This is a genomic window from Pseudomonas sp. PGPR40 (assembly GCF_022014505.1).
In the GTDB taxonomy this organism is placed as follows: Bacteria; Pseudomonadota; Gammaproteobacteria; order Pseudomonadales; family Pseudomonadaceae; genus Aquipseudomonas.
Genome location: NZ_JAKLSP010000021.1, coordinates 17553 through 41757, shown reverse-complemented (window position 1 = coordinate 41757; position 24205 = coordinate 17553). Strand labels below are relative to the sequence as shown.

The 24205-nt window shown below is 54.9% G+C and carries 28 protein-coding genes and 1 pseudogene; 11 read left to right on the top strand and 18 right to left on the bottom strand.

Translation table 11 applies throughout. The features are described 5' to 3' along the window. Nucleotides 1-642: 642 nt before the first annotated feature. From MEB48_RS18540 to MEB48_RS18515, 6 genes are read right to left on the bottom strand one after another with little or no spacing between them, the layout of a single operon-like run. Nucleotides 643-2034, bottom strand: coding sequence for a His-Xaa-Ser system-associated MauG-like protein (locus tag MEB48_RS18540; RefSeq protein WP_237885442.1), 1392 nt, complete (start codon nt 2032-2034; stop codon nt 643-645). Further along, on the bottom strand, nt 2009-2404 hold the full coding sequence (locus MEB48_RS18535; RefSeq protein ID WP_095145084.1) for a TIGR03982 family His-Xaa-Ser system protein: 396 nt from the start codon (nt 2402-2404) through the stop codon (nt 2009-2011). Before MEB48_RS18535 ends, MEB48_RS18540 begins: the two co-directional genes overlap by 26 nt. Then, nucleotides 2401-3030, bottom strand: coding sequence for a His-Xaa-Ser repeat protein HxsA (gene hxsA, locus MEB48_RS18530; RefSeq protein ID WP_095145085.1), 630 nt, complete (start codon nt 3028-3030; stop codon nt 2401-2403). Before hxsA ends, MEB48_RS18535 begins: the two co-directional genes overlap by 4 nt. Further along, on the bottom strand, nt 3023-4204 hold the full coding sequence (gene hxsC, locus MEB48_RS18525) for a His-Xaa-Ser system radical SAM maturase HxsC (protein ID WP_095145086.1): 1182 nt from the start codon (nt 4202-4204) through the stop codon (nt 3023-3025). The genes hxsA and hxsC overlap by 8 nt, the downstream gene beginning before the upstream one ends. After that, nucleotides 4197-5642, bottom strand: a complete 1446-nt coding sequence (hxsB, locus tag MEB48_RS18520; RefSeq protein WP_095145087.1) for a His-Xaa-Ser system radical SAM maturase HxsB — start codon at nt 5640-5642, stop codon at nt 4197-4199. The genes hxsC and hxsB overlap by 8 nt, the downstream gene beginning before the upstream one ends. Beyond that, entirely contained in the window at nt 5639-5917 is a 279-nt protein-coding gene (locus tag MEB48_RS18515; RefSeq protein WP_141234448.1) for a hypothetical protein, read from the bottom strand. The genes hxsB and MEB48_RS18515 overlap by 4 nt, the downstream gene beginning before the upstream one ends. A 929-nt stretch (nt 5918-6846) precedes the next feature. Here MEB48_RS18515 and MEB48_RS18510 point away from each other — a divergent pair. Beyond that, the gene (locus MEB48_RS18510) at nt 6847-7104 is read left to right on the top strand and encodes a hypothetical protein (protein ID WP_237885441.1); all 258 of its coding nucleotides are present in this window, start codon (nt 6847-6849) and stop codon (nt 7102-7104) included. A 128-nt stretch (nt 7105-7232) separates the two neighbouring features. Here the strand turns inward: MEB48_RS18510 and MEB48_RS18505 are convergent, their stop codons facing one another. Next, nucleotides 7233-8117, bottom strand: a complete 885-nt coding sequence (locus tag MEB48_RS18505; RefSeq protein ID WP_237885440.1) for an EamA family transporter — start codon at nt 8115-8117, stop codon at nt 7233-7235. A gap of 119 nt (nt 8118-8236) precedes the next feature. Between MEB48_RS18505 and MEB48_RS18500 the strand changes: the two genes are divergently transcribed. Then, nucleotides 8237-9025, top strand: coding sequence for an AraC family transcriptional regulator (locus MEB48_RS18500; protein WP_237885439.1), 789 nt, complete (start codon nt 8237-8239; stop codon nt 9023-9025). Between the two features lie 168 nt (nt 9026-9193). Then, a complete protein-coding gene (locus MEB48_RS18495) occupies nt 9194-9562 on the top strand; it encodes a DUF6124 family protein (protein ID WP_237885438.1) in 369 nt (122 codons plus the stop codon). A 147-nt stretch (nt 9563-9709) separates the two neighbouring features. Here the strand turns inward: MEB48_RS18495 and MEB48_RS18490 are convergent, their stop codons facing one another. The 4 genes from MEB48_RS18490 to MEB48_RS18475 all read right to left on the bottom strand — a co-directional run bounded on the left by MEB48_RS18490 (nt 9710) and on the right by MEB48_RS18475 (nt 12771). Further along, nucleotides 9710-10612 (bottom strand): nucleotidyl transferase AbiEii/AbiGii toxin family protein, encoded by a 903-nt coding sequence (locus MEB48_RS18490; RefSeq protein WP_237885437.1) that lies wholly within the window; start codon nt 10610-10612, stop codon nt 9710-9712. Continuing rightward, a complete protein-coding gene (abiEi, locus tag MEB48_RS18485; RefSeq protein ID WP_269137539.1) occupies nt 10599-11138 on the bottom strand; it encodes a type IV toxin-antitoxin system AbiEi family antitoxin in 540 nt (179 codons plus the stop codon). The genes MEB48_RS18490 and abiEi overlap by 14 nt, the downstream gene beginning before the upstream one ends. Nucleotides 11139-11436: 298 nt before the next feature. Continuing rightward, a complete protein-coding gene (locus MEB48_RS18480) occupies nt 11437-11967 on the bottom strand; it encodes a GNAT family N-acetyltransferase (RefSeq protein WP_237885435.1) in 531 nt (176 codons plus the stop codon). 132 nt (nt 11968-12099) lie between these two features. Beyond that, on the bottom strand, nt 12100-12771 hold the full coding sequence (locus MEB48_RS18475) for a histidine phosphatase family protein (protein ID WP_237885434.1): 672 nt from the start codon (nt 12769-12771) through the stop codon (nt 12100-12102). 261 nt (nt 12772-13032) lie between these two features. On the opposite strand from MEB48_RS18475, the pseudogene MEB48_RS29445 reads away from it, so the two are divergent. Both MEB48_RS29445 and MEB48_RS29440 read left to right on the top strand, forming a co-directional pair. After that, a pseudogene (locus MEB48_RS29445) lies at nt 13033-14046 on the top strand (methyl-accepting chemotaxis protein); the annotation flags it as partial. 42 nt (nt 14047-14088) lie between these two features. Then, complete coding sequence (locus MEB48_RS29440; RefSeq protein WP_442969107.1) at nt 14089-14952, top strand: methyl-accepting chemotaxis protein; 864 nt, start codon at nt 14089-14091, stop codon at nt 14950-14952. 119 nt (nt 14953-15071) lie between these two features. Here MEB48_RS29440 and MEB48_RS18465 read toward each other — a convergent pair whose 3' ends face one another. From MEB48_RS18465 to MEB48_RS18445, 5 genes are all read right to left on the bottom strand, one after another. Then, entirely contained in the window at nt 15072-15491 is a 420-nt protein-coding gene (locus tag MEB48_RS18465; RefSeq protein WP_237885432.1) for a type II toxin-antitoxin system VapC family toxin, read from the bottom strand. After that, on the bottom strand, nt 15488-15733 hold the full coding sequence (locus tag MEB48_RS18460; RefSeq protein WP_095055567.1) for a FitA-like ribbon-helix-helix domain-containing protein: 246 nt from the start codon (nt 15731-15733) through the stop codon (nt 15488-15490). The genes MEB48_RS18465 and MEB48_RS18460 overlap by 4 nt, the downstream gene beginning before the upstream one ends. Nucleotides 15734-15818: 85 nt before the next feature. Then, a complete protein-coding gene (locus tag MEB48_RS18455) occupies nt 15819-17264 on the bottom strand; it encodes a SulP family inorganic anion transporter (RefSeq protein WP_237885431.1) in 1446 nt (481 codons plus the stop codon). Between the two features lie 221 nt (nt 17265-17485). Further along, a complete protein-coding gene (locus MEB48_RS18450; protein WP_237885430.1) occupies nt 17486-18397 on the bottom strand; it encodes a LysR family transcriptional regulator in 912 nt (303 codons plus the stop codon). Between the two features lie 79 nt (nt 18398-18476). After that, nucleotides 18477-19067, bottom strand: coding sequence for an NAD(P)H-dependent oxidoreductase (locus tag MEB48_RS18445; protein ID WP_237885429.1), 591 nt, complete (start codon nt 19065-19067; stop codon nt 18477-18479). Nucleotides 19068-19227: 160 nt separating this feature from the next. Here MEB48_RS18445 and MEB48_RS18440 point away from each other — a divergent pair, with 160 nt between their 5' ends. Next, a complete protein-coding gene (locus tag MEB48_RS18440; RefSeq protein ID WP_237885428.1) occupies nt 19228-19542 on the top strand; it encodes a putative quinol monooxygenase in 315 nt (104 codons plus the stop codon). On the opposite strand, the gene MEB48_RS18435 is transcribed toward MEB48_RS18440, so the two are convergent. Further along, nucleotides 19532-20296, bottom strand: a complete 765-nt coding sequence (locus tag MEB48_RS18435; RefSeq protein ID WP_237885427.1) for a sulfite exporter TauE/SafE family protein — start codon at nt 20294-20296, stop codon at nt 19532-19534. The two genes, MEB48_RS18440 and MEB48_RS18435, sit on opposite strands and share 11 nt — an antisense overlap. Nucleotides 20297-20498: 202 nt before the next feature. On the opposite strand from MEB48_RS18435, the gene MEB48_RS18430 reads away from it, so the two are divergent. The 5 genes from MEB48_RS18430 (at nt 20499) to MEB48_RS18410 (ending at nt 23474) form a co-directional block, all read left to right on the top strand. Next, on the top strand, nt 20499-21383 hold the full coding sequence (locus MEB48_RS18430; protein WP_237885426.1) for a LysR substrate-binding domain-containing protein: 885 nt from the start codon (nt 20499-20501) through the stop codon (nt 21381-21383). Nucleotides 21384-21428: 45 nt separating this feature from the next. Then, nucleotides 21429-22004 carry an NAD(P)H-dependent oxidoreductase gene (locus tag MEB48_RS18425; RefSeq protein WP_237885425.1) on the top strand — a complete coding sequence of 192 codons (576 nt, stop codon included), beginning with the start codon at nt 21429-21431 and terminating at the stop codon, nt 22002-22004. 48 nt (nt 22005-22052) lie between these two features. After that, a complete protein-coding gene (locus tag MEB48_RS18420) occupies nt 22053-22424 on the top strand; it encodes a MerR family transcriptional regulator (RefSeq protein WP_237885424.1) in 372 nt (123 codons plus the stop codon). A 182-nt stretch (nt 22425-22606) separates the two neighbouring features. Continuing rightward, entirely contained in the window at nt 22607-23113 is a 507-nt protein-coding gene (locus tag MEB48_RS18415) for a flavin reductase (protein ID WP_237885423.1), read from the top strand. Nucleotides 23114-23198: 85 nt separating this feature from the next. Beyond that, entirely contained in the window at nt 23199-23474 is a 276-nt protein-coding gene (locus MEB48_RS18410; RefSeq protein ID WP_237885422.1) for a helix-turn-helix domain-containing protein, read from the top strand. A 166-nt stretch (nt 23475-23640) separates the two neighbouring features. On the opposite strand, the gene MEB48_RS18405 is transcribed toward MEB48_RS18410, so the two are convergent. Then, nucleotides 23641-24171, bottom strand: coding sequence for a chorismate--pyruvate lyase family protein (locus tag MEB48_RS18405; protein ID WP_237885421.1), 531 nt, complete (start codon nt 24169-24171; stop codon nt 23641-23643). Nucleotides 24172-24205 lie beyond the last annotated feature (34 nt).

The following is a 24205-nucleotide window of genomic DNA, read 5'->3' as shown; positions in this document are numbered from 1 at the left end:
GGCATCCATCACTCTTGGGGAGTGACCGTGCGAGCCGCCGGACGCTAATCGCACTTCGGGAGAACCACCACGCAAGTGGCGTAGCCTTAAAGGTTCTGGCTACCTGGGCTGGTGCTGTCAACAACAGCGGTCCGTGCACCAATTTTTATACCCACTCGAAAAGACGGTCAAGCGTCACGGCCAAAGCGTGCAAAAAGTGGCGACTGTCGCCACTTTTGTCGCCACGCTCCAGGCCCCGTGCTGCATGGGTTGTCGCCGCTGTCGCCGGAGTCGCCACATCTCTAGACATAGTTCTACGACAAGCTCGGTTCTAATGCTGAAACTGCGTTGCACTTGACAGAGATTGAGGGCAATTACTGATGGGTAAAAGAGGAGTGACGCTAATCAAATTTGAAATGGAAGGATGGAACGAAGTGCCTTCGACAAAAAGCGAGTGAACCCTCCGATCGGCGCGATCAAAGATCGCTTGATCAGAGGGTTTGGCGGGAAAAGCAAAGTCTCAAGCATCGAAACTTGTTGATCGGGATACAGCAGCTTCACGAAGGTTGAGCAGCGTCTGCTGCAAACGCAGCAGAAAACCGGCCTCAAACGCTTCCTGAAAGTCCCCTGGACGATGACGTTGTCGGTTCTGCGCAGTGCGATTCATTCAACAATGAACTGATTCATCCCTGAGGGGACTGATTTAGGCAGAGCTTCATCAGTTGACAAAATAGGATCTGATTGCAGTGCCTCTAGAAACGCGACGACTGCCCCCACGTCGTTTGGCGCCATCGGGTAGATCTCGGCAAGGATGGGGGAGCGGTACCTCAGCAGCCGCCCCGCGAGTTCCGCTTCGCGAGGTCGGCCTTTCTGCGCGGCAAACATTAATGGAATGGGGTTGAAGTGATGACTAATGACTTCTTCCAAGGATGTGAATACACCGTTGTGCCCCCATGGCCCAGTGCGCGTAACATTACGTAGCGGTGGAGTGCGAAATTGAAAGCGATCTATGGCCAACCCCGTCGCTTTTGCCCTTCCATAATCTAAATAACCTCCGTGTTTGCCAACGTCGAGTTGCGGCACGGCAAGTCCGTGATATTTAAAATCCGAGAACTCCTCACCTGTATGACAAACCGCACAGCGCCCTTTCCCGAAGAAAATCATCGCTCCTTTTTTTTGCTGCTGGGATAAAGCGGAGATTTCTCCTCTTACATAGCTATCCCAAGCTGCTGGCTTAAGCTGAAACGCCAAGGAAATGTAAGCTGCCAAGGCATTGCCAATATGAGTAATATCAAACTCGCTTGTAGCCGGATAAGCTGATTGGAAGAGTTTTCTATATTCTGATTGCATAGGGGTCGAGGCGGCCGAAGTGCCTAACAAACGTTTAACCAAATTACTATAAACATTCAATGTCCGCTCTTGAAAGTTGTCAGGGTCGACTGTCATATCGACTAGATCCGCATGGTAGGTGGCTTGGTTCTCACCTCCGCGGCGTACAGATCGGCCCAGCATCTCATCAGGTTCAACTTGGGGAAAGCTTGCTGCGACGGCAAGTAGATTTTCGAATCCCTTTGGCAGTTTATTACCCATAGGCGATTCAAAATTCCCATTTTCACCCATCTGTACTCGTCCATCCCAAAATAGAGCGGTAAAATCGCTTTCTCCACGATTAAAAAACGGGAGCACATTTCTGGGTATGACAAAAGCTTCTGGAGATTGAAGCCTTTGCTCTCCCACTCCGCTTGAGCCGATACCCACAGCCATAGGCAACCCGTCAACACTGCCTTTGCTACGGACGTGACAAGTCGCGCAAGTCGTGTTGTTTGGCCCCCCCATGACGGGATCAAAAAACAGCATCTGCCCTAACTTTTCCTTCGGCCCCATGAACAACGGCCTGGTAGTCATGGGCTCAACACGATAGGCAGTGAGCACTTTCCTCAGAAGTTGATCTTCATGGTTAAGTTGCGACGCCTGCAGATGGCTAATCCAGGAGAGGAAAATAAAATACGTAAGAATCGACTTCCTCATATTAAAATCTATCCATGCGATGAGCATCGACCATCTGCTGTACCGTGATTTGTTCTACTTCAAGTACCTCCAGGCCTAACATCGCCAGTTGGTCTTCTGATAGACCCTGAATTAATAGCTGTTTACGAAGTATGTCGTAGTCGTGACAGACCATCATCCCAACGTCTGCACTTAACCTGAGACGTTCGGACTGTGGATCATTTCCGATCAATCCCCGTAGCGCAGCTTCCTCATGCATTGCCAGGTCGCACTCTAAAGCGAGTCGCTTGTACTCATCACCGTGACTATATTCGGCAATAAGCGGTCGAACATAATCATGGAAGACAATGAAGCCCAGTCCGATCACGGATATCACGGGAGCCCAAAATCGAATATATCTATAGACCTTATGATTCATTTGGGAACAATCACGCCTAAGGCGTTCAGTGTTTGCGTACCCATCATGCCATCTGCAGGCAAGCTGTTATGAGACTGGAATAATTTCAGTGCCAAACGAGTTTGCTCGCCCATCACGCCGTCTATGGTGCCAGGTTCATAACCTTTGATAATCAAACCCATCTGTACGCGCCGAATTAGCTCCATGAGTTTTTTATTATTAGGATCGAAATCTGAGCTGATGGGGCTGACTGTCGAAGGCCTTCCTGCGTCTACAGGATTGCGGCTACCGGTGGAACCACCAAGACTGTTCGAACCGCTCGTTCCAAAGTTGCTCGAGTAAGGTGTTTTTGGTGCTGAATAGGCAGGACTAGGGGGGGAATAAGTCTTACTTGGAGCCGTGTAAGTCCGGCTTGGAGCAGAGTAGGAACCGCTTCCTGAACTGTGAGATGAATGCGAGGAATGTGACGAGTGGGATCGATGGGCTGCGTATAGGTTATCGCCGGGCATGTTAAGCGGACGCAAGCTGACCGGATCGAGTCTGCTGCCGAAAGGGTTCTTCAGCCCCTGCTCCAGGGCTTGCACATCCGTGTTCACCAAAGAAGTTCCGGCAATGAATGCTGACAGCGACGTGATGAATTTAGACATTGATAATCCCTTCAATTTTTTGGATTTTCATCGAATGTTTACCTGGGTGATGCCATGAGAAAAGGCCTGCACACTCTGTTTTCACTCTGCACGTAGCACAGTCCTCAGCAAACGTACGTTTCCAATCGGAGATGCTTTTGTGTGCATACGGCCACAGAGTTTGTGGCAGAGCGCAGAGTGGGGCATTCATCAAAATGGCAGGTACCTTCGCTCGCTTCAGTGTCCTGAAGCCGTGACTGAGCTCCGTGCTCCAGTCTCGAAGGTCAATGTCGGTCAGTTCAGGGTTTGCCAAAGCAAAGCCAATGGGTTCACATGCCATTAATGCGACCTCACGGACGAAAGGCAAATTACGACCAATGAATTCGCAAAGCGCTGCAAGGTTTTCCAAAACAGGGCGAATCAGCACGATTCTCAACTGAACGGCTTGCCCAAATCGACGAAGATTCAATAGACCAGCCAGTGTCTCCTCAAATGCCCCCGGACTCTGCACGACAAAGTCATGTAGAAAGTCAGCATGCCCATAGAGCGGCACCATCCATGTCACGCGCTCACTCAACCCCTTTAACATGTGCTCAGCATAGATCGGATCAGCTAACAGCCTGCCGTTGCTCAACACGTCGTACCGAGTGCTAGGATGTTGATGAGCAAAGGTATCAAGCACTAGACGCAGATGCTCACCCAGCAACAAAGGCTCTCCTCCGGAAAATCCCAATGTATGCGGAGAGCTAGCTATATGATTGGCGACTTCTACCGCCTCGTTCACCAACCAGCTATCGTCATGTTTTGTCGGGGGCTGCGAGCACATTAGGCAATAGCTATTGCACCGATTGGTGAGGAAAACAGTGTGGTGCTGGTCTGTATACCGAAATAGGACATGCGCGTGATTCATGTGGTCGGCGACGGCTACTACGTCTTCGTCCATCAGAATGCCGCCGGTTTCAACCACAGTCTCTGCCTGCCATTGGCCTGCGGCATGGAGATTAGGTGTCAGTAAAATTAGGTTGGTTAGCCCAGCACTACGCAGTTGCGCAACTTTGGTGATCCCCTCCGCATCTGCGGCCCTCACTAAAAATCTCAATTCGGGTCGCCACTGCGCGCTCAAATTCTCGAGCGAAATGACTCTAGCTACTGTTCGATATCCAACGCCATGCGTTCGTACACGGACCTTACGCATCAGAATATCCAGCGGGGTGAGCCCAGCGATAGGCAATATCGAGAAAATCGTCGTCGGCAGTTCGTAACTTACGAAAAAAGTATTCGAAGAGCCATTTATATCGTTTGCAGTGTTCAGTAAGCAAAGCAACAGTCCTCATGTCACCAAACTCAGCTTGCGCCCCCACTGGATCAGGCCCGCAAAAACTATTGAACGCGCAAATTTCACAGCCCACTGCTTGAGTAGAAATACTTGTTTCTATCAGCTGCCTCATGACAGGAGAAGTCATTAACTGTGCAAGGGACTCACCAATAGAACCTAAACGCAAAGAACAATCTCCCGTTTCGGCGAGCATCCGTGCCTCGTCGCTTGGATAGACATAACCATCGTAGTTGTAGACCAGAACAGCAAGGCCAGACCCTGTCGGGCTTTGCAAATCGACGTAACCCGCATCGAAGGGTGATAAAAGTTTGTTAAAAATTAGTGCGGCGGTACCTTCACGCAACTCAGTACCTCTGGCGTTCCATTCTAAGACACGATGCAAAGCTTTCTGATAGAAGTTTGTGAACTCTGGAAGGGTGTATCCCAAATGCTTGATGTTGCGTTTGGCAAATCCATACAAGCTTAACGGTCGTATGAAAATTTCGGTGAATCCATTTTTTACATACTCATCCACAATGGCCTCAGGGTACGCAAGAGAGGCTTTAGTTGTGGTCATCAATGCTGCAACCGCGTGTGGCCCCATGATACGCCGTGCCAGTTCGATTCCTGCCAAAGTCCGGGCATGCGAATCACGCGATGGTAATGGGCGGTTTTTATTGTGCAACGTCGCCGGGCCGTCAAGGCTCGTTGAGAGGTAGACCTGATTATTTCTAAAGTACTCACACATTCCAGAGGTTAATTGGTGCAACGTTGATGCAACCACGAAACGAATACGGCGCTTGTGTTCCAGATTCATCTTTTGAATAAGATCAATTGCTCGTTGAATAAGATCGAAACGGAGCAGCGGGTCGCCACCTTGAAACTCAATTGTCAGAGCATTGGCCTGACTTTGAAAAATAGTCGCGCAAGCAGCATCAATCTGAATTGGGGTCATTGAATGACCCACATCTTCAAGACGTCTGCTGACTTGGCAGTATTGACAAGAATGTTCGCATTGAAGGGTAGGCACAATTATGTGCAAAGACTGACCTGCCAATACAGTTTCTTTCCGGGCCGCTATTCGTGATCGTAATAGCTCTAGAGTTCCGAAAGAACTTTTTCCGGTCAAAAAATACTTAGATTGTAGTTCCGCGCGCTTTTTGAACTCTAATTTTTCAGGTGCTTGGACTAGAGCCGACAATTCCTGTTGCGTCAAAAAGGCATGGTCACCTGCAGCACTAACGGCTACAACGGACTGATCGTCGAGCCGATGAAAACCGAATGGCAGCAGGCTTCCCACAACGAAGTTAGCGTTCATTCAGAGGCCTCCATAAACATATCCAGCCGCACTAATGTATTTAGTGGAATTTTCCTACGAGTAACTTCGTCATCCAACAGTTGCGTCAAAAGCTCATTGAACGTAGGAATGTTCGATTTTTCTGAACAAAGCGCCTGAAGGCCCGCGTCCACCTGCCGCAACTCGTACCCTCTATGAATCAATTCAGCTTGAAGAGCAAGCGATAAAGGGCGGTTGATATCTACCCAAAGCTTGGCCGGAGATGACTCAGGATAGATGAGATTGATATTCGTCACGGGCAACATTCCATTGATTTGCTTTATACATTGGCTCCATTCCAAAGAGCTAATTGCATGCTGACGTGTTCTGCCGATGAGACCAATTCCAACATTACGTTTTTACTCTGAACTTAAATCTTGACGAAAGATAGCAATATGATGTCGCCCCGTCCAAGTTTTTTTGGCTGACACAAACCCGCGCAGCTAACGGTGGCTTGCCTGTCAAAAAATAGGTGGGCTAGAACCCAAATCTTGCACCTCTGACTGACAGCTTTTGGCCGATTCTGTTGGAAAAGTCGGTCTGCCCAAACTGCCTGATCATTGACTGGTGAAAACGCCTTTTTTGCACGCGGCTACGTGAAGTCCGAATCCGGAAGCCCCTGCCAAAAGTAAAGATTTCAATCTCGGACGCGTACTTTTCTGATGCGCAAACCATGGCCGACTTTTTCAACAGAATCGGCCGGTTTCTGCCTGTCGCCACCTTCCGACTCGGATCGATTGCTACCTGTTGTCCCGACCGCTGTAAGAAGATCACTGCTTATCATGGATGCGAAGCAAGGTTTTCAGATCGAATACAAGCGAGGGTCAATGGAATGCTATTTCGTGAGGTATTCCAATTGGTATTCCAATCAAAATACAAAACTAATATTAACGATAATAATCAATAGGATAAATTACCGTTTCAAATTACCCCGGCCCACCACTTCATCATCTAAAGACGTCCACGGACGTCTTTTTTTGTGCCTGAAATCCAGTAAATACGGGGGGTTCAGCGCCATTGAGTTCCATTACTGCTCTCACAGATCCATTTTGAAATGTATTCCAAGCGGTATTCCAAGCGCCCGGCTGGTAAATTTTGGAATACACGAACAGCGTTGGAGTACACCATGTGCGCCTAAGCCACCCGCCTTTCAGACATGAAAGTCGATCGAAATGGAGGTTTTGTCATGGATCGATACATGCCGGTCACCGGCATCGACTGCACCATTACGTCGCTGCTGATCGACACCGAAGCACCGCTGGATGTGCTGCATGAAACGGCGGCCTACCGCATCCGTACTGCAACTCAATTGCTGGAGAGTTTCGCTGTGAACGAAGGCGTCTACAGTGAGCTGGCGCGGGTGTTGGTGACTTCGTTGCGCGATGGCTGCGATTTGCTGGATGTGGTCGGGCGAAGGTTACAGATGCAGGTTTCGGCGTCGTAACGAACCCGGCATAGGAAATCGTTGCCGCTTCCCCAATAAAAAAAGGCACCTGACGAGCATATCGCAGGTGCCTTTTTTTGGCTTTGAGTGGATAGGGATGTTCTGAATACGTGACAGAACTGAACGCCCTATTTTCCAGAGGGTGCAATGCGCACCGACTGGCGCCCCTTCATCAACCCCACTGCAAGTGCCGATAGAATCAGCGCAATCGAAATCCCTTCATTGAAATCAACCCTATGCCCAAGCATCAGCATCGAACCTGCGATCCCAAACACCGGGATCAGCAATGACAGCGGTGCCACTCTGGAAACCGGGTACTCTCGCAGCAGTAGATTCCAACCCCAATAGCAGAAATGCGTCGCCGCGTAGACTTGAAACAAAATCGAGAACACCGACACCCACTCAAGGTGTGTTGCCAAGGAGGTAAACGGAGCGGGACCGTGTGCCAGCCAAGTGAGTACCAACAAGGGAATCGGCGGGAACAGGCTGGCCCATACCACAAAGGCGAACATTTCCCGGACCTTCGACCTCTTGATGATGACGTTGCCGACACTCCAACTAAAGGCACTCACCAACAACAAGCCATAACCTACTGTCGTTGCATGGCCGGGACTGCTGAAAATAATGCTGATCAAACCCAGCGCGGCGAGCCCCACTCCAAGGATCTGTCCAAGGCTCAGATGCTCGCGAAACAGCAATACTCCCCAACCCAAGGTAAAAAATGCACTGAACTGGATCAACAGGGCAGCGGTTCCTGGTGGGACACCCAGTTCGATGCCCAGGTTGATCAATGCCCACATCGCGACGCCAAAAATCAATCCATAGGCGGCCAACCATCCTATGGCGATCGGCGGGCGCCTGACAAAAAACACCCACGGCAATGCAGCCAGCGTAAAGCGAAGAGCAGTCAGCAACAGCGGATCGATGGCGGCCAGGCCTAGTTTGGTGATGGGAAAGTTCAGGCCCCAGACGGCCGTCACCAAGACGGCCAGGGTCAGATGTTTTTTCTGCATGACGTTCTATTTCCAGAAGACAAGGCCGGCAGCTGTATGCACCAACCAAGTCATCACTATGAGCAATAGAGGCAATGGCTCGCTTGCACTACCAGGTCATAAATCATTAAATTCGGGCCATGCGCGAAACTGAAATAGATCCCTACGAAAACACACCCCGCGATGCAGTGGTGACGGCCAATAACTATCTGGATGGCCAGCGCTTTGCGCTGCATACGCATCAACGTGGGCAGTTCGCCTACGCCACCTGCGGCGTCATCACGGTATTAACCAGCCAGGGTAACTGGGTCGTGCCTCCACAAAGGGCTATCTGGGTACCGGCGGGAGTTCCCCATGAGATGAGCATGAGTGGGCCGGTCACCATGCTTAATACTTACATCCGTAACGGTGCCGCGACTCGGCTCAGTCTGCCTGCGCACTGCCAGGTCTTCGGCGTGTCGGCACTGCTTCGGCAGTTGCTGATCCGGGCCATAGACGTTCCGGCACTGTATGCCAAGGAGCATCTGGACGGCCATTTGATGACATTGCTGCTTCACGAAATAGCAGGCATGTCGCCCCTATCGCTTAATGCACCTCTGCCGGTTGAGCCAAGGTTGGCACACGCCTGCCGCAACCTGCTGGAGCAACCTTCGCTGGAGATAGGGATTGATGATATGACCAGGCAGGTCGGGATGAGCCGCCGCACATTCACCCGTCTATTTCGCCAACAAACCGGTATCAGCTTTGTCGAATGGCGTCAGCAGGCATGTCTATTGGCGGCCGTGGTGCGTCTGGGTAACGGGGAGGCAATTACGCGGGTGGCGACTGATCTGGGCTATAGCAGCCCGAGTGCCTTCACCAGTGTTTTCCGTCGAGTATTGGGTGAGGCGCCCAGTCGGTATTTTCGTAGCGAGAAAGGATTTCTCTGACAGATTAGAGTCACGTCATACTGGGAAATTTCCCGCGACTCATAGCGACGTCCATGAACTGGCGAACAAGGTTTCCGGAAGATAGTCTTCATTCTTCGCTACAAACCCTGCGGACGGTTTTGACAAGCCGAAACAGCGTAAGGATCCCTAACCCCATGGAACGCCCTTATGAAAAAAATCCCCCTGAAATTAGTTGTAAATCCGGGCACTTCAGAGCCTGAAACCCTCGACCCAACCCAACGTCCCCAAGCCACCGAACGCGCCGTCAGCGCCCGCCGGCGCAACCTGAACAGAAACATTTTCAGCGTCCGCCCAGGCGTCGATACGAATACCCTGCTCGCTCATGCCAGCGAAAACCTGGCTTCCCTCAACGTCATGACTTTGGACTTTGCCAACCGGCTCGAAGGCTCGCAGCGCAATGTGGCACTGGCTCTTCAGCGATTGACAATGTTGACCGAGCTTTTGGTCAACCGAGCACGTGATAACCTCGATCCGAACGGGCCGGTGGCCGTAGCCAAGCCTCCCGTCGTTCACTGAGTGGATCGCGCTCGTTGATCGAATGGTGGTTTTTTCTGGATCGATACAGGCGACGGCTACAGGCGCAGATTTTGGCGTAGAAAAGCAAAATGGGCGACCTCATTGAGGTCGCCCATTTTTACGGCTGCTACCGCTTGCTCTTCGGTTTCACATCTTGAAGCCAAAACTCTGAACACTCTCATCGGCACTCAGCGCTTTTTCTGTCATCACATACAAATCACGTACATGCCCAACCAGAAACGTCCAGAACGCCGGTTCATTAACGGTTTGATTTACCAACTCCCCCGGCAGGAACCGACTCATTTCCTTGCGAAATTCATTGGCGATTTTCGGATCGGTACCGAGCAGCGTTGAACGCTTCTTGAACAGTCTCAAGAACTCGTCCTGTTCGCAGTGATGATCGCCCAGTTTTTTCGCAATCAGATCCAGTTGCGGTGTAACGCCTTGCTGACGCAGCCAAACCATATCCCAGAGATCACGATTCTTGATTCGGTTCGGACGCAGAGCAAAAGCCACGATCTTGTCCGCATAGATTTCTTCCCGTGTCTCAGCCTGCAGGATCAGACCGCTTGTGCCCATTTCGACACCATAAGGATTAAGCAACTGCATTGGCTGTGGCTGATAGCTCGGGATGGAGCACACGTCGATATTAATGCGCTGTGCCGGCAGGTCTTTGCGCCCTGGTCTGGTTTGAACCTTCAGTTTCCAGGTGTCGACATTCCCTTCCTCACGAACAGGCTCACCGACTTCAACTTCAAGGCCGTATTTGGTTTTTAGTGTGGTGACCAATACATGGGCAAGCTCGGTCAGGCTCTCGCGATTGAAATCTGCACCACCGGTAAAATCCAGATCCTCACTCAAACGGTTAGAACCGTAGCAAGCACGCAAACAGATACCACCAATGAAGGTCAGCTTGGCGAGCATGCCAGCAGAACTCAGCGCCAACATGATGTCGTGGTGCAGCAATTCCTTTTCTACCACGATCCGCAATGGCGCCAGATCCCGCTTGTTTTTTAGTGCCTCATCTACCAGCTCATCAAACAAACTCATTGGCAACGCTCCAATCGATCAAGTCCATATTTCGTTTCGCCGCCTTCATGTCTCGCAATGCCTGTTGCGGTGTTGCCCGCCATAGACGGCAACGTGCGTCGTAGTGGACCTGACCGACCAGGTCCTGAGGTTTCTGGCGGGTGTGCACAAATTCGATAGTGCCCCAACGTCCGCACGAAAGAGTGCTGCTGCGTCCGGAAGACATCAGCGTGATCCAGTTGATGGGGATCTGCGAGATGACGCCACAATCACTCAATGCTGTTTCAAGGCTGATGTAGTTGAACTGCATGGCACGCAGCCTGGCGGCCGCATGAAACAACACCAGTCCGCTGGACGGCATGGTCGCTTCAAATAGGTAAAGCCCTCGGCACACTCGCGCCAGATGACCTTCCGAGGCCGCACGACTCAACAAGGTTTTATACGCGCCTTCGGAAATGTCGGGCACCAACGCCCTAAGATCATCCGGGGTGAACAGATAGCGCTCGTCACTGGCCAAATGGGTCAGTTTCCGGAAAAGGCGCCCCATTGGCTGGGTGGATTTTGAGTGTGACTGCATACTCATGACTCTACAGAAAGTTTCACTTTATGTAACTTACTGTTGAGTCACCTCGCAAAGCAATGATTTTTTCCATAGAAGTGAGCAACACGGAGAAGCCTTCCATCAACATGAATTTTTCTTCACCCCACCGCCTCTCTCCAACCTGTACATTCCTCTCGCTCATTCAAGAAACTACGGTTTGCCCGCCTCCCGCGGGCTTTTTTTTTCCTGCCGTTTTATTAGGTCAGTTCAAGGTGACCGCCGCATGGGAAACCTTCAGCAGTTCCTACAGGCATTTCAACCGATACAAATAAGTATCCTGCTCCCCATGCTGCTGCGAACACCGCGCCTGATAAAACATCCTGATCAAACCAAACCCAGCCGCTTCAGCCAGCCGCTGACTCGCCACGTTGGCCGAGGCGGTGGTCAGGTAAAACGTGAAACCGGGCATGCTGTTGATCAGTGCTTCAAGCGCCGCCCGCATATAACCTTTGCCCGAATACTCGGTATTGGCCCAGTAGCCGACGAGATATCGATTGCGGCGCCGGGGTTTCAAGCCAATGCAGCCAATGATCGTATGCGCTTCATCGTCGACGATAAGCAACCGCCGCTCGCCAGCTTCGCTCTTGAACTCATCGACCGCCCGCGCGAGGAATGAGCGCGCTTCGTCCTCGGTGGTGTAGGGTTTGGCCCAATGCAGAAATTCGGAATGGGCCGTAAAACTGGTGTTCAGCGCATGCTGCAACGCTTTACACCATTCAGGGTCGGGGGCGCTCAATCTCAATGTGTGAGTGCCAACCGTCAGCGCAAGCTCCATTGCATCATCCTTAAATTCAAACTCCATGACACCTGAGAGTAACAGGTGAGCTATTTAGCCTGCAGTCTGAGGCAGCGGTAACGGGAAGAAGTCAGCATCGTACGCCCTGATCCAGAGGGATGATGGTCAGGCTCATTCAGTGGTCACCGAATGCCAGTCAGAGGCTTCGATGAAGCCCAGCATGCGCGGTGCCTGAAGCTTTTCGGCGGTGATAAACAGAGAGGCGCCGTAGCCGAGGGTGTCGGTGGGTAACTTGAGGTCTTTTTCCAGTTGCGCCATGCATTCGCTGTGGGTCACCAGAATCAGGTTGCGCCCGGCCACCTTGTGCGCGAGGACATCGCGCAGCATGCTGCCTCTGCAGTGAGCCAACCAGTCTTCGTCGACGCCGACCTTGTTGAACATATAACCGGCGGTTTGCGCCGTGCGCATCACCGGGCTGTTGTAGATGTCGGCCCGATCCAGGCCCAAATGCTCGAATTGCGCGCCGACACTCACTGCCACGCTGCGCGAACGATCCGTAATGCCATCGTTGCCAATCAGACAGGCTGCGGTGGAGTGATCGCAGCGCTCGACGTGGCGCACCAGCACGATCATGTCGCCCTTGGTCCAACCGGTCACCAACGCCCGGGCACCCGCTACATTGCCATGGGCCAGGTCCGGGACAGCAGCAGGCCGCAACAGCCACACGGTCAGCGGAATCACCAGCAGTGCCGAGGCCAGCACGACCACAGTATTTCGATAACGGTCCAAACGGCTCAGATCGATCGAGCGTTTTCTCCCGAACAGACTCAGTCTCAATTCCACATCAAGCCGCCTCGCCGGCATGCACCATTGTCATTCGATGCCGCGAGGGTAAAGAGGCGCGTGTCGGCAACCGGTGAAGCCCATGTGAAAAAAAGCTTAAGACCCGCTCAAAAATCTTGTTACAGAACCCATCCAAGAAAATCCTTTCAGCTCTCGGGATTACTGCCGATACAGACCTGCTAACCCCCTTGCTGGCTCTTAAAACAACAATCTTCCAGCCAACCGACGATCAAGAAACACAACGTTCCTGGAGGAATATTGATGAATAGCTGGTTCGGTAATATCAGCGTGAACCTGAAGCTCGGCCTGGGATTCGGCCTGGTCCTGGCACTGACCTGCGTCCTCGCCTTGACCGGCTGGACGAGCCTGGGCGGGTTGATTGACCGCAGCAACTGGATGAGCGACATCACTCAGTTAAACGCTGGCCTGACCAAACTGCGTGTGGTTCGCCTGCAATACATGCTGACCAACGGCGATGAAACTGCCGCACAGAATGTACAAACAACACTCGATGGCTTCGTCGCTCAGCAACAATCGTTGCTGTCGACATTCAAAAGCCCGGAAAATCTCAAGTTGCTCAAAGAGCAGAGCGCGACCATCAGCGCTTACCAGATATCCCTGAACAAAATGCGCAGCGCCTACCGCACCGGTAACAGCGCCCGCGACGCCATGGGCGCCAACGCTGAAACCGCCAGCAAGTTGATCGAAACGATCAGCACCCGCGTACAGCAAATGCCCCTGAGCGATCAGCGCTTCGAACAGTTCCAGGCCATCACTGCGGCCAAGGAAGCATTCATCCTGGCTCGCTACGAAGTGCGTGGTTACACCGCCAGCACCAACGCCGAGACCGAGCAAAAAGCCGTCGCCCAACTGGACACGGCCATCGCCAGCCTGGAACAGCTCAACGTGCATTTCGCCGAAACCCAGCAAGATGCTCTGCGTCAGCTGGAAACTGCGCTGAGTAACTACCGCAGCGCCTTGCAAGCGTACAAAACCGCCAACATCGATGCGGTGCAGGCGCGCAAGGAAATGACTGAGCAGGGCGCGGCCATCGTGACGCAGAGCGATCAGCTGTATCAGATCCAGCTCGACCGCCGCGACGCCGAAAGCGCCCAGGCCCGCACGCTGCAACTGATCAGCACGTTGCTGGCATTGCTGGTGGGCATCATTGCCGCCGTGCTCATCACCCGTCAGATCACCGGCCCGTTGCGCGATACCCTGGCCGTGGTCGAGCGCATCGCCAGCGGCGATCTGTCCCGGGACGTCAAAGTGACCCGCCGCGACGAACTCGGCGTGTTGCAGCAAGGCATCGCACGCATGGGCGTGACCCTGCGCGATTTGATCAGCGGTATCCGCGATGGCGTCACCCAGATCGCCAGCGCCGCCGAAGAACTGTCGGCCGTGACTGAGCAAACCAGCGCCGGGGTCAATAGCCAGAAGATCGAGACCGATCAGGTGGCCACCGCCATGCACGAGATGACGGCCACGGTGCAGGAAGTCGCGCGCAATGCCGAAGAAGCCTCCCAGGCCGCAGCCGCCGCTGATGGCGAAGCGCGCGAAGGCGACAAAGTGGTCAACGAAGCCATCGCCCAGATCGAACGTCTGGCCAGCGAAGTGGTGCGTTCCACCGAAGCCATGAGCGTGTTACAGAAGGAAAGCGACAAGATCGGCAGCGTCATGGACGTGATCAAAGCCGTGGCCGAGCAGACGAACTTGCTGGCCCTCAACGCCGCCATCGAAGCAGCCCGTGCCGGTGAAGCCGGTCGTGGTTTTGCGGTGGTGGCCGACGAAGTCCGCGGCCTGGCCCAGCGCACGCAGAAATCCACCGAGGAAATCGAAGGCCTGGTGGCCGGCCTGCAGAACGGCACCCAACAAGTGTCGGCCGTGATGAACAACAGCCGCACCTTGACTGACAGCAGTGTGGCGCTGACCCGCAAGGCCGGCGTATCACTGGAAAACATCACCCGCACGGTGTCGAACATCCAGTCGATGAACCAGCAGATCGCTGCCGCTGCCGAGCAACAAAGCGCCGTGGCCGAAGAGATCAGTCGCAGCATCATCAACGTACGCGACGTGTCCGAACAGACCGCTTCCGCCAGCGACGAAACCGCTGCCTCCAGTGTTGAACTGGCGCGGTTGGGTAATCAGTTGCAGATGATGGTGAGCCACTTCCGGGTTTGACGTTAAGTCAGCGGTGAATGACAGATCCATTCGCGGGCAAGCCTCGCTCCTACGGTATTACGCAGTCCTGTAGGAGCGAGGCTTGCCCGCGAAAGCGATCTACCAATCACCAGAGTCATTCAGGCTTCCCACGGATTGATCACTTCAATCCCGGGAAACTCGAAGTCCCGAACATTGCGAGTGGCAATGGGTGCTCCGTGACTTCGGCAGATTGCCGCTATCTGAGCATCAGCCATCGACGCCATTCGACCATTTGCTTCAGAGCCAGCTACCAACGTCGCGTACTCCACCGCGGCATGGGCATCAAAAGGCAAAATCCTTCCGGCAAAGTCCTCTTCGAACATCGCCATTGCATGGGCTTCAAGTTTCTGTTTGCGCTTACCGAACGGAAGCCGGGCAATGCCATGGAGAATTTCCGCTACAGTGACAGCACTGATTGCCAACTCCATTGCTGGCTGTGCATCGACCCAGGCAAGCACTTGAGCGTCAGGCTCGATCCGCATGAATTCTGAAAGAACATTGGTATCGAGCACTATCATTCGGAAAAATCCACCGCTGTCGCTTTCTCGTGACGCGAAGGAAGATCGAGCTCAACCCCACCGCTGGCTTTGAACCTATTGCGGATTCGGCTACCAAGACCTCCTGCGCGATCAACGGTGGCCAGGGCTCGACCAAGAATCAGTCGAGCCTCTTCTTCCATCGAATGCCCATTGTGAGCGGCGGCGATACGCAACTGTTCCTTGATCTGATCGTCCAGGTTTCGAATTGTGATACTGGCCATGATGCCTCCTGCAATCAATGAAATCATTGATTTAGGCTAACACGTCTTTCTCCACTAAAACTCAACAGCTGCTGAACGGATCAAATCAATCATGATGCTCGCTGGCGCGTTTGAGCAGTTTCTTGCAGCGTTCGGACAAATGCAGCACGCGTAGCTGCTTGCCAGCCTTTGCATAACGCTCGCGCAATGTTTTCAGCGCAGCGATGGCCGAGTAATCGACGAAGCTCAGGTGGCGACAATCAAGGGTCACCTGGGCCGGGTCATTGGCGGGGTCGAACTGGTTGAGGAATGGCGTGGTCGAGGCGAAAAACAGTGTGCCGTGCAGGCGGTAGAGTTTGCTGCCGTCGCTTTCCTGATGACTGTCGGCATACAGCTCGCGAGCCTGTTGCCAGGCAAAGTTGAGCGCCGCAATGATGATCCCGCATAGCACGGCGATGGCCAGATCGGTGAACACCGTGATTATCGTCACCGCAATAATCACCAGGACGTCGTTGAGCGGCACCTTGTTCAGCACCCGCAACGAGGCCCAGGCGAAGGTCTGCTGCGCCACCACGAACATCACCCCGACCAGTGCGGCCAGCGGAATGCGCTCGATCAGCGGCGATAGAAACAAGATGAACAGCAGGATCATCACCCCGGCCACTGCACCGGAAAGCCGACCGCGACCACCGGAGCTGAGGTTGATCACGGTTTGCCCGATCATGGCGCAGCCGCCCATTCCGCCGAACACACCAGACACTATATTGGCCGCACCCAATGCCACGCATTCGCGATCCGGGTAGCCACGGCTCTCGGTAATTTCGTCGGTCAGGTTCAAGGTCAACAGGGTTTCCAGCAAGCCGACCATCGCCATCAATATCGCGTAAGGGGCGACGATGCTCAGGGTTTCCAGGCTCCATGGGATATCTGGCAGCGCGAAGCTCGGCAAGCCACCAGCAATGTGCGCCATGTCGCCCAACGTGCGGGTCGGCAGGCCCAGCAGGTAAACCGCCAGCCCAACACCCAGAATCGCCACCAGTGCCGGCGGCACGGTACGTGTCAGGCGCGGCATCAGGTAGACGATGGCCATCGTCAGCGCCACCAGCCCGATCATCATGTACAACGGCGAGCCACTGAGCCAGGCGTCACCACTCTTGAAATGCTCCAACTGGGCCAGGGCGATGACGATCGCCAGGCCGTTGACGAAGCCGAGCATCACCGGATGCGGCACCATGCGCACCAGTTTGCCCAGCCTCAACAGACCGAACGCCAGCATGATCAATCCGCCCAGCAGCACAGTCGCCAGCAAGTACTGCACACCGTGCTGCACCACCAACGCGACGATCACCACGGCCATCGATCCGGCGGCGCCAGACACCATCCCCGGCCGCCCACCAAACAGCGCAGTCAGGGTGCAGATGATGAAAGCGCCGTAAAGCCCCATCAATGGATTGAGGTGGGCCACTAGCGCGAAGGCGATGCATTCGGGCAACAGGGCGAAAGAGGTCGTGAGTCCGGCCAGGACATCGGCGCGCAGACGTTTGGGTTTCATGGCTTACCTAAAAATTACAGGCGGGAGAAGAGAGGGCGGATGTTACGGAATTGAGCGCGGGCCGGCCAGTGAATGGACCGGCAGAAACGCTTTCGCGAGCAAGCCCGCTCCCACATTGGTCCTGTGTCGTTCCCATCATCGTGAATCGACGCAAGTCCACTGTGGGAGCGGCGGTGCGGCGATCCGACTTGCTCGCGAAGAACGATGACGCGGTCTACGCATCAGCCCTTGAAATCCGCAATCGCATAAGCCGCCAATTTGCCCTGAATGAAATCCAGGAAGCACTGAATCCGTAAAGCAAGTTGCGAGTTGCGGTAATACACCGCGTTGATCGGTTGGCGATATCCGCTGTTGAACTCCGCCAGCAGCACCTGCAAGCGACCGGCACGGATGTCGTCGATGGTCATGAAGTGTGACAGGCAGGCGATGCCCTGCCCTGCCAGCGCCAGGTGCCTGATCGTCTCTCCCCCGGATGCACTGATCGATGCCTGAATCGGCCAGCGGTCACCGTGGACATAGCGCAGCGGCCATTGGTTGAGGCCTTCATTCTGGGTAAACCCCAGCAGCGTGTGCCCGGTCAAATCCTCGACAGCACTCGGTGTGCCGTGTTGCTCCAGATACGTCGGGCTGGCGACGATATGCAGCGGACTGCAACCCAGGGAGCGGGCGTGCAAGGTCGAGTCGGCCAGCGTGCCGATGCGGATGGCGATGTCGGTGCTTTGTTCGAGTAAGTCGATGATCAGGTCGTTGCTGTTGAGTTCGAGCAGAATGTCCGGGTAGAGACGGCGGAACTCTTCGATGTGCGGCACGATGGCATGCAGCATGAATGGCGAAGCGGCGTTGATCCGCAGGCGCCCGGACGGGGTTTGCTGGCGTGAGGACAGGCGCTCTTCGAGTTGGTCCATCTGATCGAGAATCAGCTTGGCGTGCTCGAAAAAATACTTGCCCTCCTCGGTCAGGTCCATGCGCCGTGTGGTGCGGTTGATCAGCGTAGTGTCGAGCTTGGCCTCCAGCCGCGACAACGTGCGGCTGACCGCCGATGGCGTTTGCCCGACCTGTTCGGCCGCAGCCGAAATCGACCCGCACTCAATCACGCAGACGAAAATCTGCAACTCATCGGATCTGGCTTTCACGGGTGTTCCTTATCGAAAGTCTGCGCCGCTCTACTGTGGACGGGCTTGTGGGGCTCAGACTTTCGATAGTAGCCGAGCGTTATGCCTTAAGGCCAAACACCTCGTTCAAGTGCTGCTCATAGCGCACAACATCGGCTTCGATATTCGGGCGTTTCATCACATCGACGCACAGGAAGGTCGGCAAACCGGTCATGCCGAGAAAGGTGTTGGCCTTGTGGAACGGGAAGTACACCGCATCCACGCCCTTGGCTTCGAAGAAGTCGGTCGGGTCGTCGAAGGCTTGCTGTGGCGCGTTCCAGGTCAGCGACAGCATGTATTTTTTACCGTGCAACAAACCGCCGCTGCCGTACTTCTGTGACGCGTCAGAGCGTGTGCGGCCATCGCTGGCATAGAGGCTGCCGTGGCCTTCGGTGAAGACTTCATCGACGTATTTCTTGACGGTCCAGGGCGCGCCCATCCACCAGCCGGGCATCTGATAAATGATCACATCGGCCCAGAGGAATTTGGCGACTTCCTCCGCGACGTCATAGCCTTCATCGATAAACGTGGCTTTCACATCCACACCGCCGCGGTCCAGCACGCTCAACGCGGCTTCATGCAGCGTCGTGTTGTAGCGACCATCGGAGTGGGCAAATTTTTTGCCGCCATTGAGCAACAGAACTTTTTTCATGGGAAATCTCGCAAGGTTGGCATTCGATGGCGGCAGAATAGCGATCAGCCTCGCGTGGATTAAGCGCTCAATCGGCAAAATTCATTTGACCCATACGCACGAATGGATAGGTGATTGTTGCCGTAGACTTGCGCCGATTACGACTCTCAAGGAGAACCTGATGAGCGAACTGCAAGGCTTCATCCTGCACGCCAAGACCCGCCCGGAAAAAGCCGAGGCCTTCGAAGCGTTCTTCCGTGCTTATGTCGAACCGAGTCGCGCCGAACCCGGTTGCATCGAATACCACATGCTGCGAGACACACAGGACCCGACGCTGTTTATCTTCTACGAGATCTGGCAGTCCCAGGCCCATCTGGATGTGCACTCCAATCTGCCGCACATGAAGCAATTCCTCGACATGCGCATGGAATATCTGGAGGGGGATTTTGATATCCGCCCGATCGAAATGCTCAGCCCATCGTCCGCTAGCCGCTGATCAACAAGTGACCGCCGAGCACGCCGAGGCCAATAAAAAACACGCGCTTGAACAACACGGCGCTGATCCGCTGACGCAGCCATTGCCCCAGCAGCATGCCGAGCACTGCCGGAATCAGCGCCAGCAGAGACGCGCTCAACTCGCCGCCGCCGAGGGCGCCGCGCCATGACAGGCCGGCGGCCAACGCGAGGGTCGAGACGGTGAACGACAGGCCCAGCGCCTGCACCAGTTCATCCTTGCTCAAGCCCAGCGCTTGCAGATAAGGCACCGCCGGAATCACGAAGACGCCGGTGGCCGAGGTGATGATGCCCGTCAGCACACCGCAGAGCGGACCGAGCCAACGCTCGGTGCGACCGCCGATGTGGAAGATCGGCAGGAACAACCCGCTCAAGGCGTAAATCAGCAACGCCGCCCCAAGCCCTCGCACCACCCAGTGTCCACCGATCATGCCGATCCAGAGCGTGCCTGCGCCCGTGCCGATGAAAATCGTCAGCAGCATCGGCCATAACCGGTTCAACAACCCGCGAAAATGACCGCCGAATGCCAGTTGCCAGACGTTGGTCAGGGTGGCGGGAATAATTAGCAAAGCCGCAGCCTGCGACGGTGCCATAGCCAGACCGAGCAAGCCCATGGCAATGGTTGGCAGACCGAGACCGATCACGCCTTTGATCATCCCGGCGAGCAGGAAGGTGGCGATGACCAGCAAAGAAAGGGCTAACCCCAGGTTTTGGTAAAACGCGGCGAGTGTATTCATGGGGCTATGGTGGGCCCTGCAGGTTGCGCTGAAAATCTGCCATATACTGAGGCTGCCTCTTGCTCAGCAAGAGGCCTGATCGTTCCCATGCTCTGCGTGGGAATGCAGCCCGTGACGCTCCGCGTCACATGCCGAAGCGGACGCAGAGCGTCCAGTGAGGCATTCCCACGCAGAGCATGGGAACGATCTTCGGGATACCTGTATGCACTTCGACCTCACCGACCTGCGCCTCTACCTGAACATCCTCGACACCGGCAACATCACCGCCGGCGCCGCTCGCAGCCATCTATCCCTGGCAGCGGCGAGCGCGCGAATCCGCGCGATGGAATCTTCACTTGGCACTGATTTTCTGGAACGCGGCCGTCGCGGTATCAGCCCGACACCCGCCGGCAAGGCCTTGGCGCAGCACGCCCGAGTCCTGTTGCAACAGGCCGAGCGCATGCAGCAGGACCTGGCCGAATACGCCAAAGGGGTCAAAGGTCAGGTGCGGTTGCTGTGCAACACCACAGCGCTCACCGAGTACCTGCCGGAATTGCTGGCAGACTTTCTACGCGACCATCCGAACCTCGACATCGACCTGCAAGAACTGCCCAGCGCCCGCATCACCCACGCCTTGCGCCAAGGGGCGGCGGACCTGGGCATCGTGTCCGACGCCGTGGATATTGAAGGCCTTCAGACCCGCTATTTCCGCGACGACCCACTGGTGCTGATCCTGCCGTGTGATCACCCCTTGGCCGACACCGGACCGTTAAGTTTCAGCGCCACCCTGCACCATGATTACGTCGGCCTGAACGCCAACAGCGCCTTGGCCGTGTACCTGGAAGAGCAAGCACTGCATAGCGGCTTACGGATGCAGATCCGCATCCGTGCCGATGGCTTCGATGGCGTGATGCGCATGGTCGCCCGAGGTGTCGGGCTGGCGATCGTGCCCTTGGCGGCGGTCGAACGCTGCTCAGTTGAAGCACCGTTCAAAAGCATCGCACTGAAAGAACCGTGGGCCCGTCGCAAACTGTTGCTGTGCGCTCGGGACTTCGCCGTGCTGCCCGGTTATGCCCAGGCCTTGCTGAACGCCTTGACTCTCCCCTGAGGGGCAGACTTTACCCTTGAGGTTTCATCTTCAGGGACAGTTACGATGAGCAAACGAATTCTGGTGATTCTCGGTCATCCCTCGAGCAACAGTTTCTGCGGCGCACTTGCCGAACGCTACGCACAATCGGCGTTGCGTGCCGGGCATGAAGTGCGCCAGTTGTTTCTAGGAAAAATGAACTTCGACCCGGTGCTGCGCGAAGGCTATCAACAGGTGCAGCCGCTGGAAGCCGACTTGCGCCGTGCTCAGGCGGACATTCTGTGGGCCGAACACCTGACCCTGGTCTACCCGATCTGGTGGGGCGGCGTACCGGCCTTGCTCAAGGGTTTTCTTGATCGGGTGTTGCTTCCGGGCTTCGCCTTCAAGTATCGCGAAGGCAAACCCTTTCCCGACAAATTGCTGCATGGCCGCAGTGCGCATCTGCTCGTGACCATGGACACACCCCCCTGGTATTACCGCTGGATCTACCGCATGCCCGGCCTGCATCAGATGCGCAAAACCACCTTGGCGTTTTGCGGCATCGAACCTCATCGCACGCTCACCTTCGGGCCGGTCCTGGGGTCCAGCGCCGGTCAGCGCGAAACCTGGCTGCTGCAAGCCCAGGCTATCGCCAGCCGATGAGTCTGCCGATAATGGGGTTGGCTACCCTCGGCAAAAAAAGGACTTTTCATGTACATCGGCCAAGCCGCGCATCGTTCGGGCACGACGATCAAGAGTATCCGTCACTACGAGGCCATCGGCCTGTTGCCTCCCGCCCGGCGCAGGGGCAACTACCGCGTCTATGACCAACACAGCGTCGACCTGCTGAGCTTCATCAAGTGCGCCCGGCAACTGGGCTTCAAGCTCAAGGAATTGCAGGCGGCTTTCGCCTCCCAAAACAGTCAGCCCCTGTCATGGGTTCAGGCGCAACAGGCAATCATCCACAAGAAGCAGGAGATCAACGACCAGATTGCGGCGCTGACACAACGGCACGCGCAATTGGTCGAGTTCGAAAACAGCCTTCAGAGCGCCTGGGAACACTGCCCGTTAGAGGGACCTTGAACGCGTCCTTATGCACGCCCCTTTGAGCAAAAATAAGCACAAGGAATAGCTTGCATGGTACGGCTACATACGTACTATAGCTTCGAAGCCGAACGTGTCGTTCAGTACCCGCCACCTTGCGGCGATGGCGGGCAAGGAAGAACGGATCAGCTCCAATAACCTACAAGGAATGAGGGGACGCTATGGTTGATTCAACGGAGTTTCGTAATGCAATGGCGATGCTGGGAAGTGCGGTCACCATTGTGACAACGGATGGCCCCGCGGGCCGTTTTGGCTTTACCGCTTCGGCGGTGTGCAGCGTGACCGATTCACCGCCCACACTGCTGGTTTGCGTGAACCGCTCCTCGTCCAACCACGAGCATTTCAAAACCAATGGAGTGCTCTGTGTGAACGTGCTCACAGGAGGGCATCAATCCACGTCCGGGGCGTTTGCCAATCGTCAGTTGTCTATGCAGGAACGCTTTTCCAGTGTGAACTGCGAAACCCTGGTGACAGGTTCGCCAGCCATCGATGAAGCGTTGGTCAATCTCGACTGCCGCATCAGCAAGATCGACGAGGTGGGTACTCACAGCATTTTTTACTGTGAAATTCTCAAGCTCAAACACAGCGAGGCCAAGGAAGGCCTGGTCTACTTCAATCGCAATTACTACCGTCTTAACGATGAACTGCGTTTGGCGCCCGATCAGTAACCGCTGCCTACCCGGTATTGATCACAGCCGCCGTGTTGCCTGAACGTCGGCCTGTCGAATACCGGGTCATCACAGGGATGAGAACATGTTATTCAATGAAGAAAACTTCGCGGACATAGACCTTAACCTGATCATTATTTTTCTGGTGTTGTTTAGAGAGCGAAGTGTTTCCCGCACGGCTGAACGCCTGCATGTCAAACAACCAGCGATCAGCGGATCGTTATCGCGCTTGCGCAAAAAGTTCGATGACCCGTTGTTCCTGCGCTCCTCCAATACGATGCGCCCCACCTCGAAAGCTGAAAAACTGGCGCTGGCCCTTACCCCGGCGATCAGTCAGATAGAAGCAGTGATTTGCCGCTGACAAAGAACGCCAAAACCCCTTGGTCGAGTGAATGATCAGGGGGTTGTCCACCTTTGAACATCTTGAATACCGGCCGGCATTCAACCGTAGAACGCTGAGGGGATAATGAAAAGATAAGAGATCGGGAGGCGCGTGACTTCAAGCTCGATTGCCGAGCCTGATCTGACTAAACCCGCGCCCAAAAGGCCGGTAGAAAACATTCACTGACCAACAAGCCAGAGCCGTTGCGCATGAAGCGCGAGCGTCTGGCCAGCAATCGTTTGGCCTGGGGGGCGAAACGATAGGACAGCGCTGCCAGCGGCGCGCCAGGGGACAACAAAGTGCACTGGAAAGGTTCACGCAGGGTTTGGTCCGACGTGTAGAGGATCTCGGCCAATGGCCGGCCACCGTATTCGTTGAGCTCCGACCAATCGGCGCTCAGCGCCGGTACGCTGGTCAGGCTGCGCGCCGTGACACAGGGTTCACCATCGAGCTTCATGACCACTTCACGCACCCAACCGGTCGACGCCGCCGGCACGTTCAAAGCCTCTGCCTCGTCAGGGTTGAGCGGCCCGTGGGACTGCTCGACCACTTCGATGGAGTACTCGCCCATCGCCTTTAACCGAGGGGTCAGCGCGCCCGGCAAAAACAGCCAGTGATGTTCGGGATCAGTTAACTCCGACAACGGTCGCGACGACCAATAATGACTTGTTCCCATACTCTCACCTCCCTGGTGATCGTGAACTCAATGG

Bases quoted from the DNA above. Each gene is read 5' to 3' on its own strand.
- MEB48_RS18445 (WP_237885429.1), bottom strand. From the start codon at position 19,067: ATGAAAAAAGTTCTGTTGCTCAATGGCGGCAAAAAATTTGCCCACTCC.
- MEB48_RS18465 (WP_237885432.1), bottom strand. From the start codon at position 15,491: ATGATAGTGCTCGATACCAATGTTCTTTCAGAATTCATGCGGATCGAG.
- hxsC (WP_095145086.1), bottom strand. From the start codon at position 4,204: ATGCGTAAGGTCCGTGTACGAACGCATGGCGTTGGATATCGAACAGTA.
- MEB48_RS18405 (WP_237885421.1), bottom strand. From the start codon at position 24,171: ATGGGAACAAGTCATTATTGGTCGTCGCGACCGTTGTCGGAGTTAACT.
- MEB48_RS18510 (WP_237885441.1), top strand. From the start codon at position 6,847: ATGGATCGATACATGCCGGTCACCGGCATCGACTGCACCATTACGTCG.
- MEB48_RS18480 (WP_237885435.1), bottom strand. From the start codon at position 11,967: ATGGAGCTTGCGCTGACGGTTGGCACTCACACATTGAGATTGAGCGCC.
- MEB48_RS18540 (WP_237885442.1), bottom strand. From the start codon at position 2,034: ATGCTCATCGCATGGATAGATTTTAATATGAGGAAGTCGATTCTTACG.
- MEB48_RS18415 (WP_237885423.1), top strand. From the start codon at position 22,607: ATGGTTGATTCAACGGAGTTTCGTAATGCAATGGCGATGCTGGGAAGT.
- abiEi (WP_269137539.1), bottom strand. From the start codon at position 11,138: ATGGGGCGCCTTTTCCGGAAACTGACCCATTTGGCCAGTGACGAGCGC.
- MEB48_RS18505 (WP_237885440.1), bottom strand. From the start codon at position 8,117: ATGCAGAAAAAACATCTGACCCTGGCCGTCTTGGTGACGGCCGTCTGG.
- MEB48_RS18535 (WP_095145084.1), bottom strand. From the start codon at position 2,404: ATGAATCATAAGGTCTATAGATATATTCGATTTTGGGCTCCCGTGATA.
- MEB48_RS18495 (WP_237885438.1), top strand. From the start codon at position 9,194: ATGAAAAAAATCCCCCTGAAATTAGTTGTAAATCCGGGCACTTCAGAG.
- MEB48_RS18490 (WP_237885437.1), bottom strand. From the start codon at position 10,612: ATGAGTTTGTTTGATGAGCTGGTAGATGAGGCACTAAAAAACAAGCGG.
- MEB48_RS18460 (WP_095055567.1), bottom strand. From the start codon at position 15,733: ATGGCCAGTATCACAATTCGAAACCTGGACGATCAGATCAAGGAACAG.
- MEB48_RS18425 (WP_237885425.1), top strand. From the start codon at position 21,429: ATGAGCAAACGAATTCTGGTGATTCTCGGTCATCCCTCGAGCAACAGT.
- MEB48_RS18500 (WP_237885439.1), top strand. From the start codon at position 8,237: ATGCGCGAAACTGAAATAGATCCCTACGAAAACACACCCCGCGATGCA.
- MEB48_RS29440 (WP_442969107.1), top strand. From the start codon at position 14,089: ATGGGCGTGACCCTGCGCGATTTGATCAGCGGTATCCGCGATGGCGTC.
- MEB48_RS18455 (WP_237885431.1), bottom strand. From the start codon at position 17,264: ATGAAACCCAAACGTCTGCGCGCCGATGTCCTGGCCGGACTCACGACC.
- hxsA (WP_095145085.1), bottom strand. From the start codon at position 3,030: ATGTCTAAATTCATCACGTCGCTGTCAGCATTCATTGCCGGAACTTCT.
- MEB48_RS18420 (WP_237885424.1), top strand. From the start codon at position 22,053: ATGTACATCGGCCAAGCCGCGCATCGTTCGGGCACGACGATCAAGAGT.
- MEB48_RS18440 (WP_237885428.1), top strand. From the start codon at position 19,228: ATGAGCGAACTGCAAGGCTTCATCCTGCACGCCAAGACCCGCCCGGAA.
- MEB48_RS18430 (WP_237885426.1), top strand. From the start codon at position 20,499: ATGCACTTCGACCTCACCGACCTGCGCCTCTACCTGAACATCCTCGAC.
- hxsB (WP_095145087.1), bottom strand. From the start codon at position 5,642: ATGAACGCTAACTTCGTTGTGGGAAGCCTGCTGCCATTCGGTTTTCAT.
- MEB48_RS18410 (WP_237885422.1), top strand. From the start codon at position 23,199: ATGTTATTCAATGAAGAAAACTTCGCGGACATAGACCTTAACCTGATC.
- MEB48_RS18435 (WP_237885427.1), bottom strand. From the start codon at position 20,296: ATGAATACACTCGCCGCGTTTTACCAAAACCTGGGGTTAGCCCTTTCT.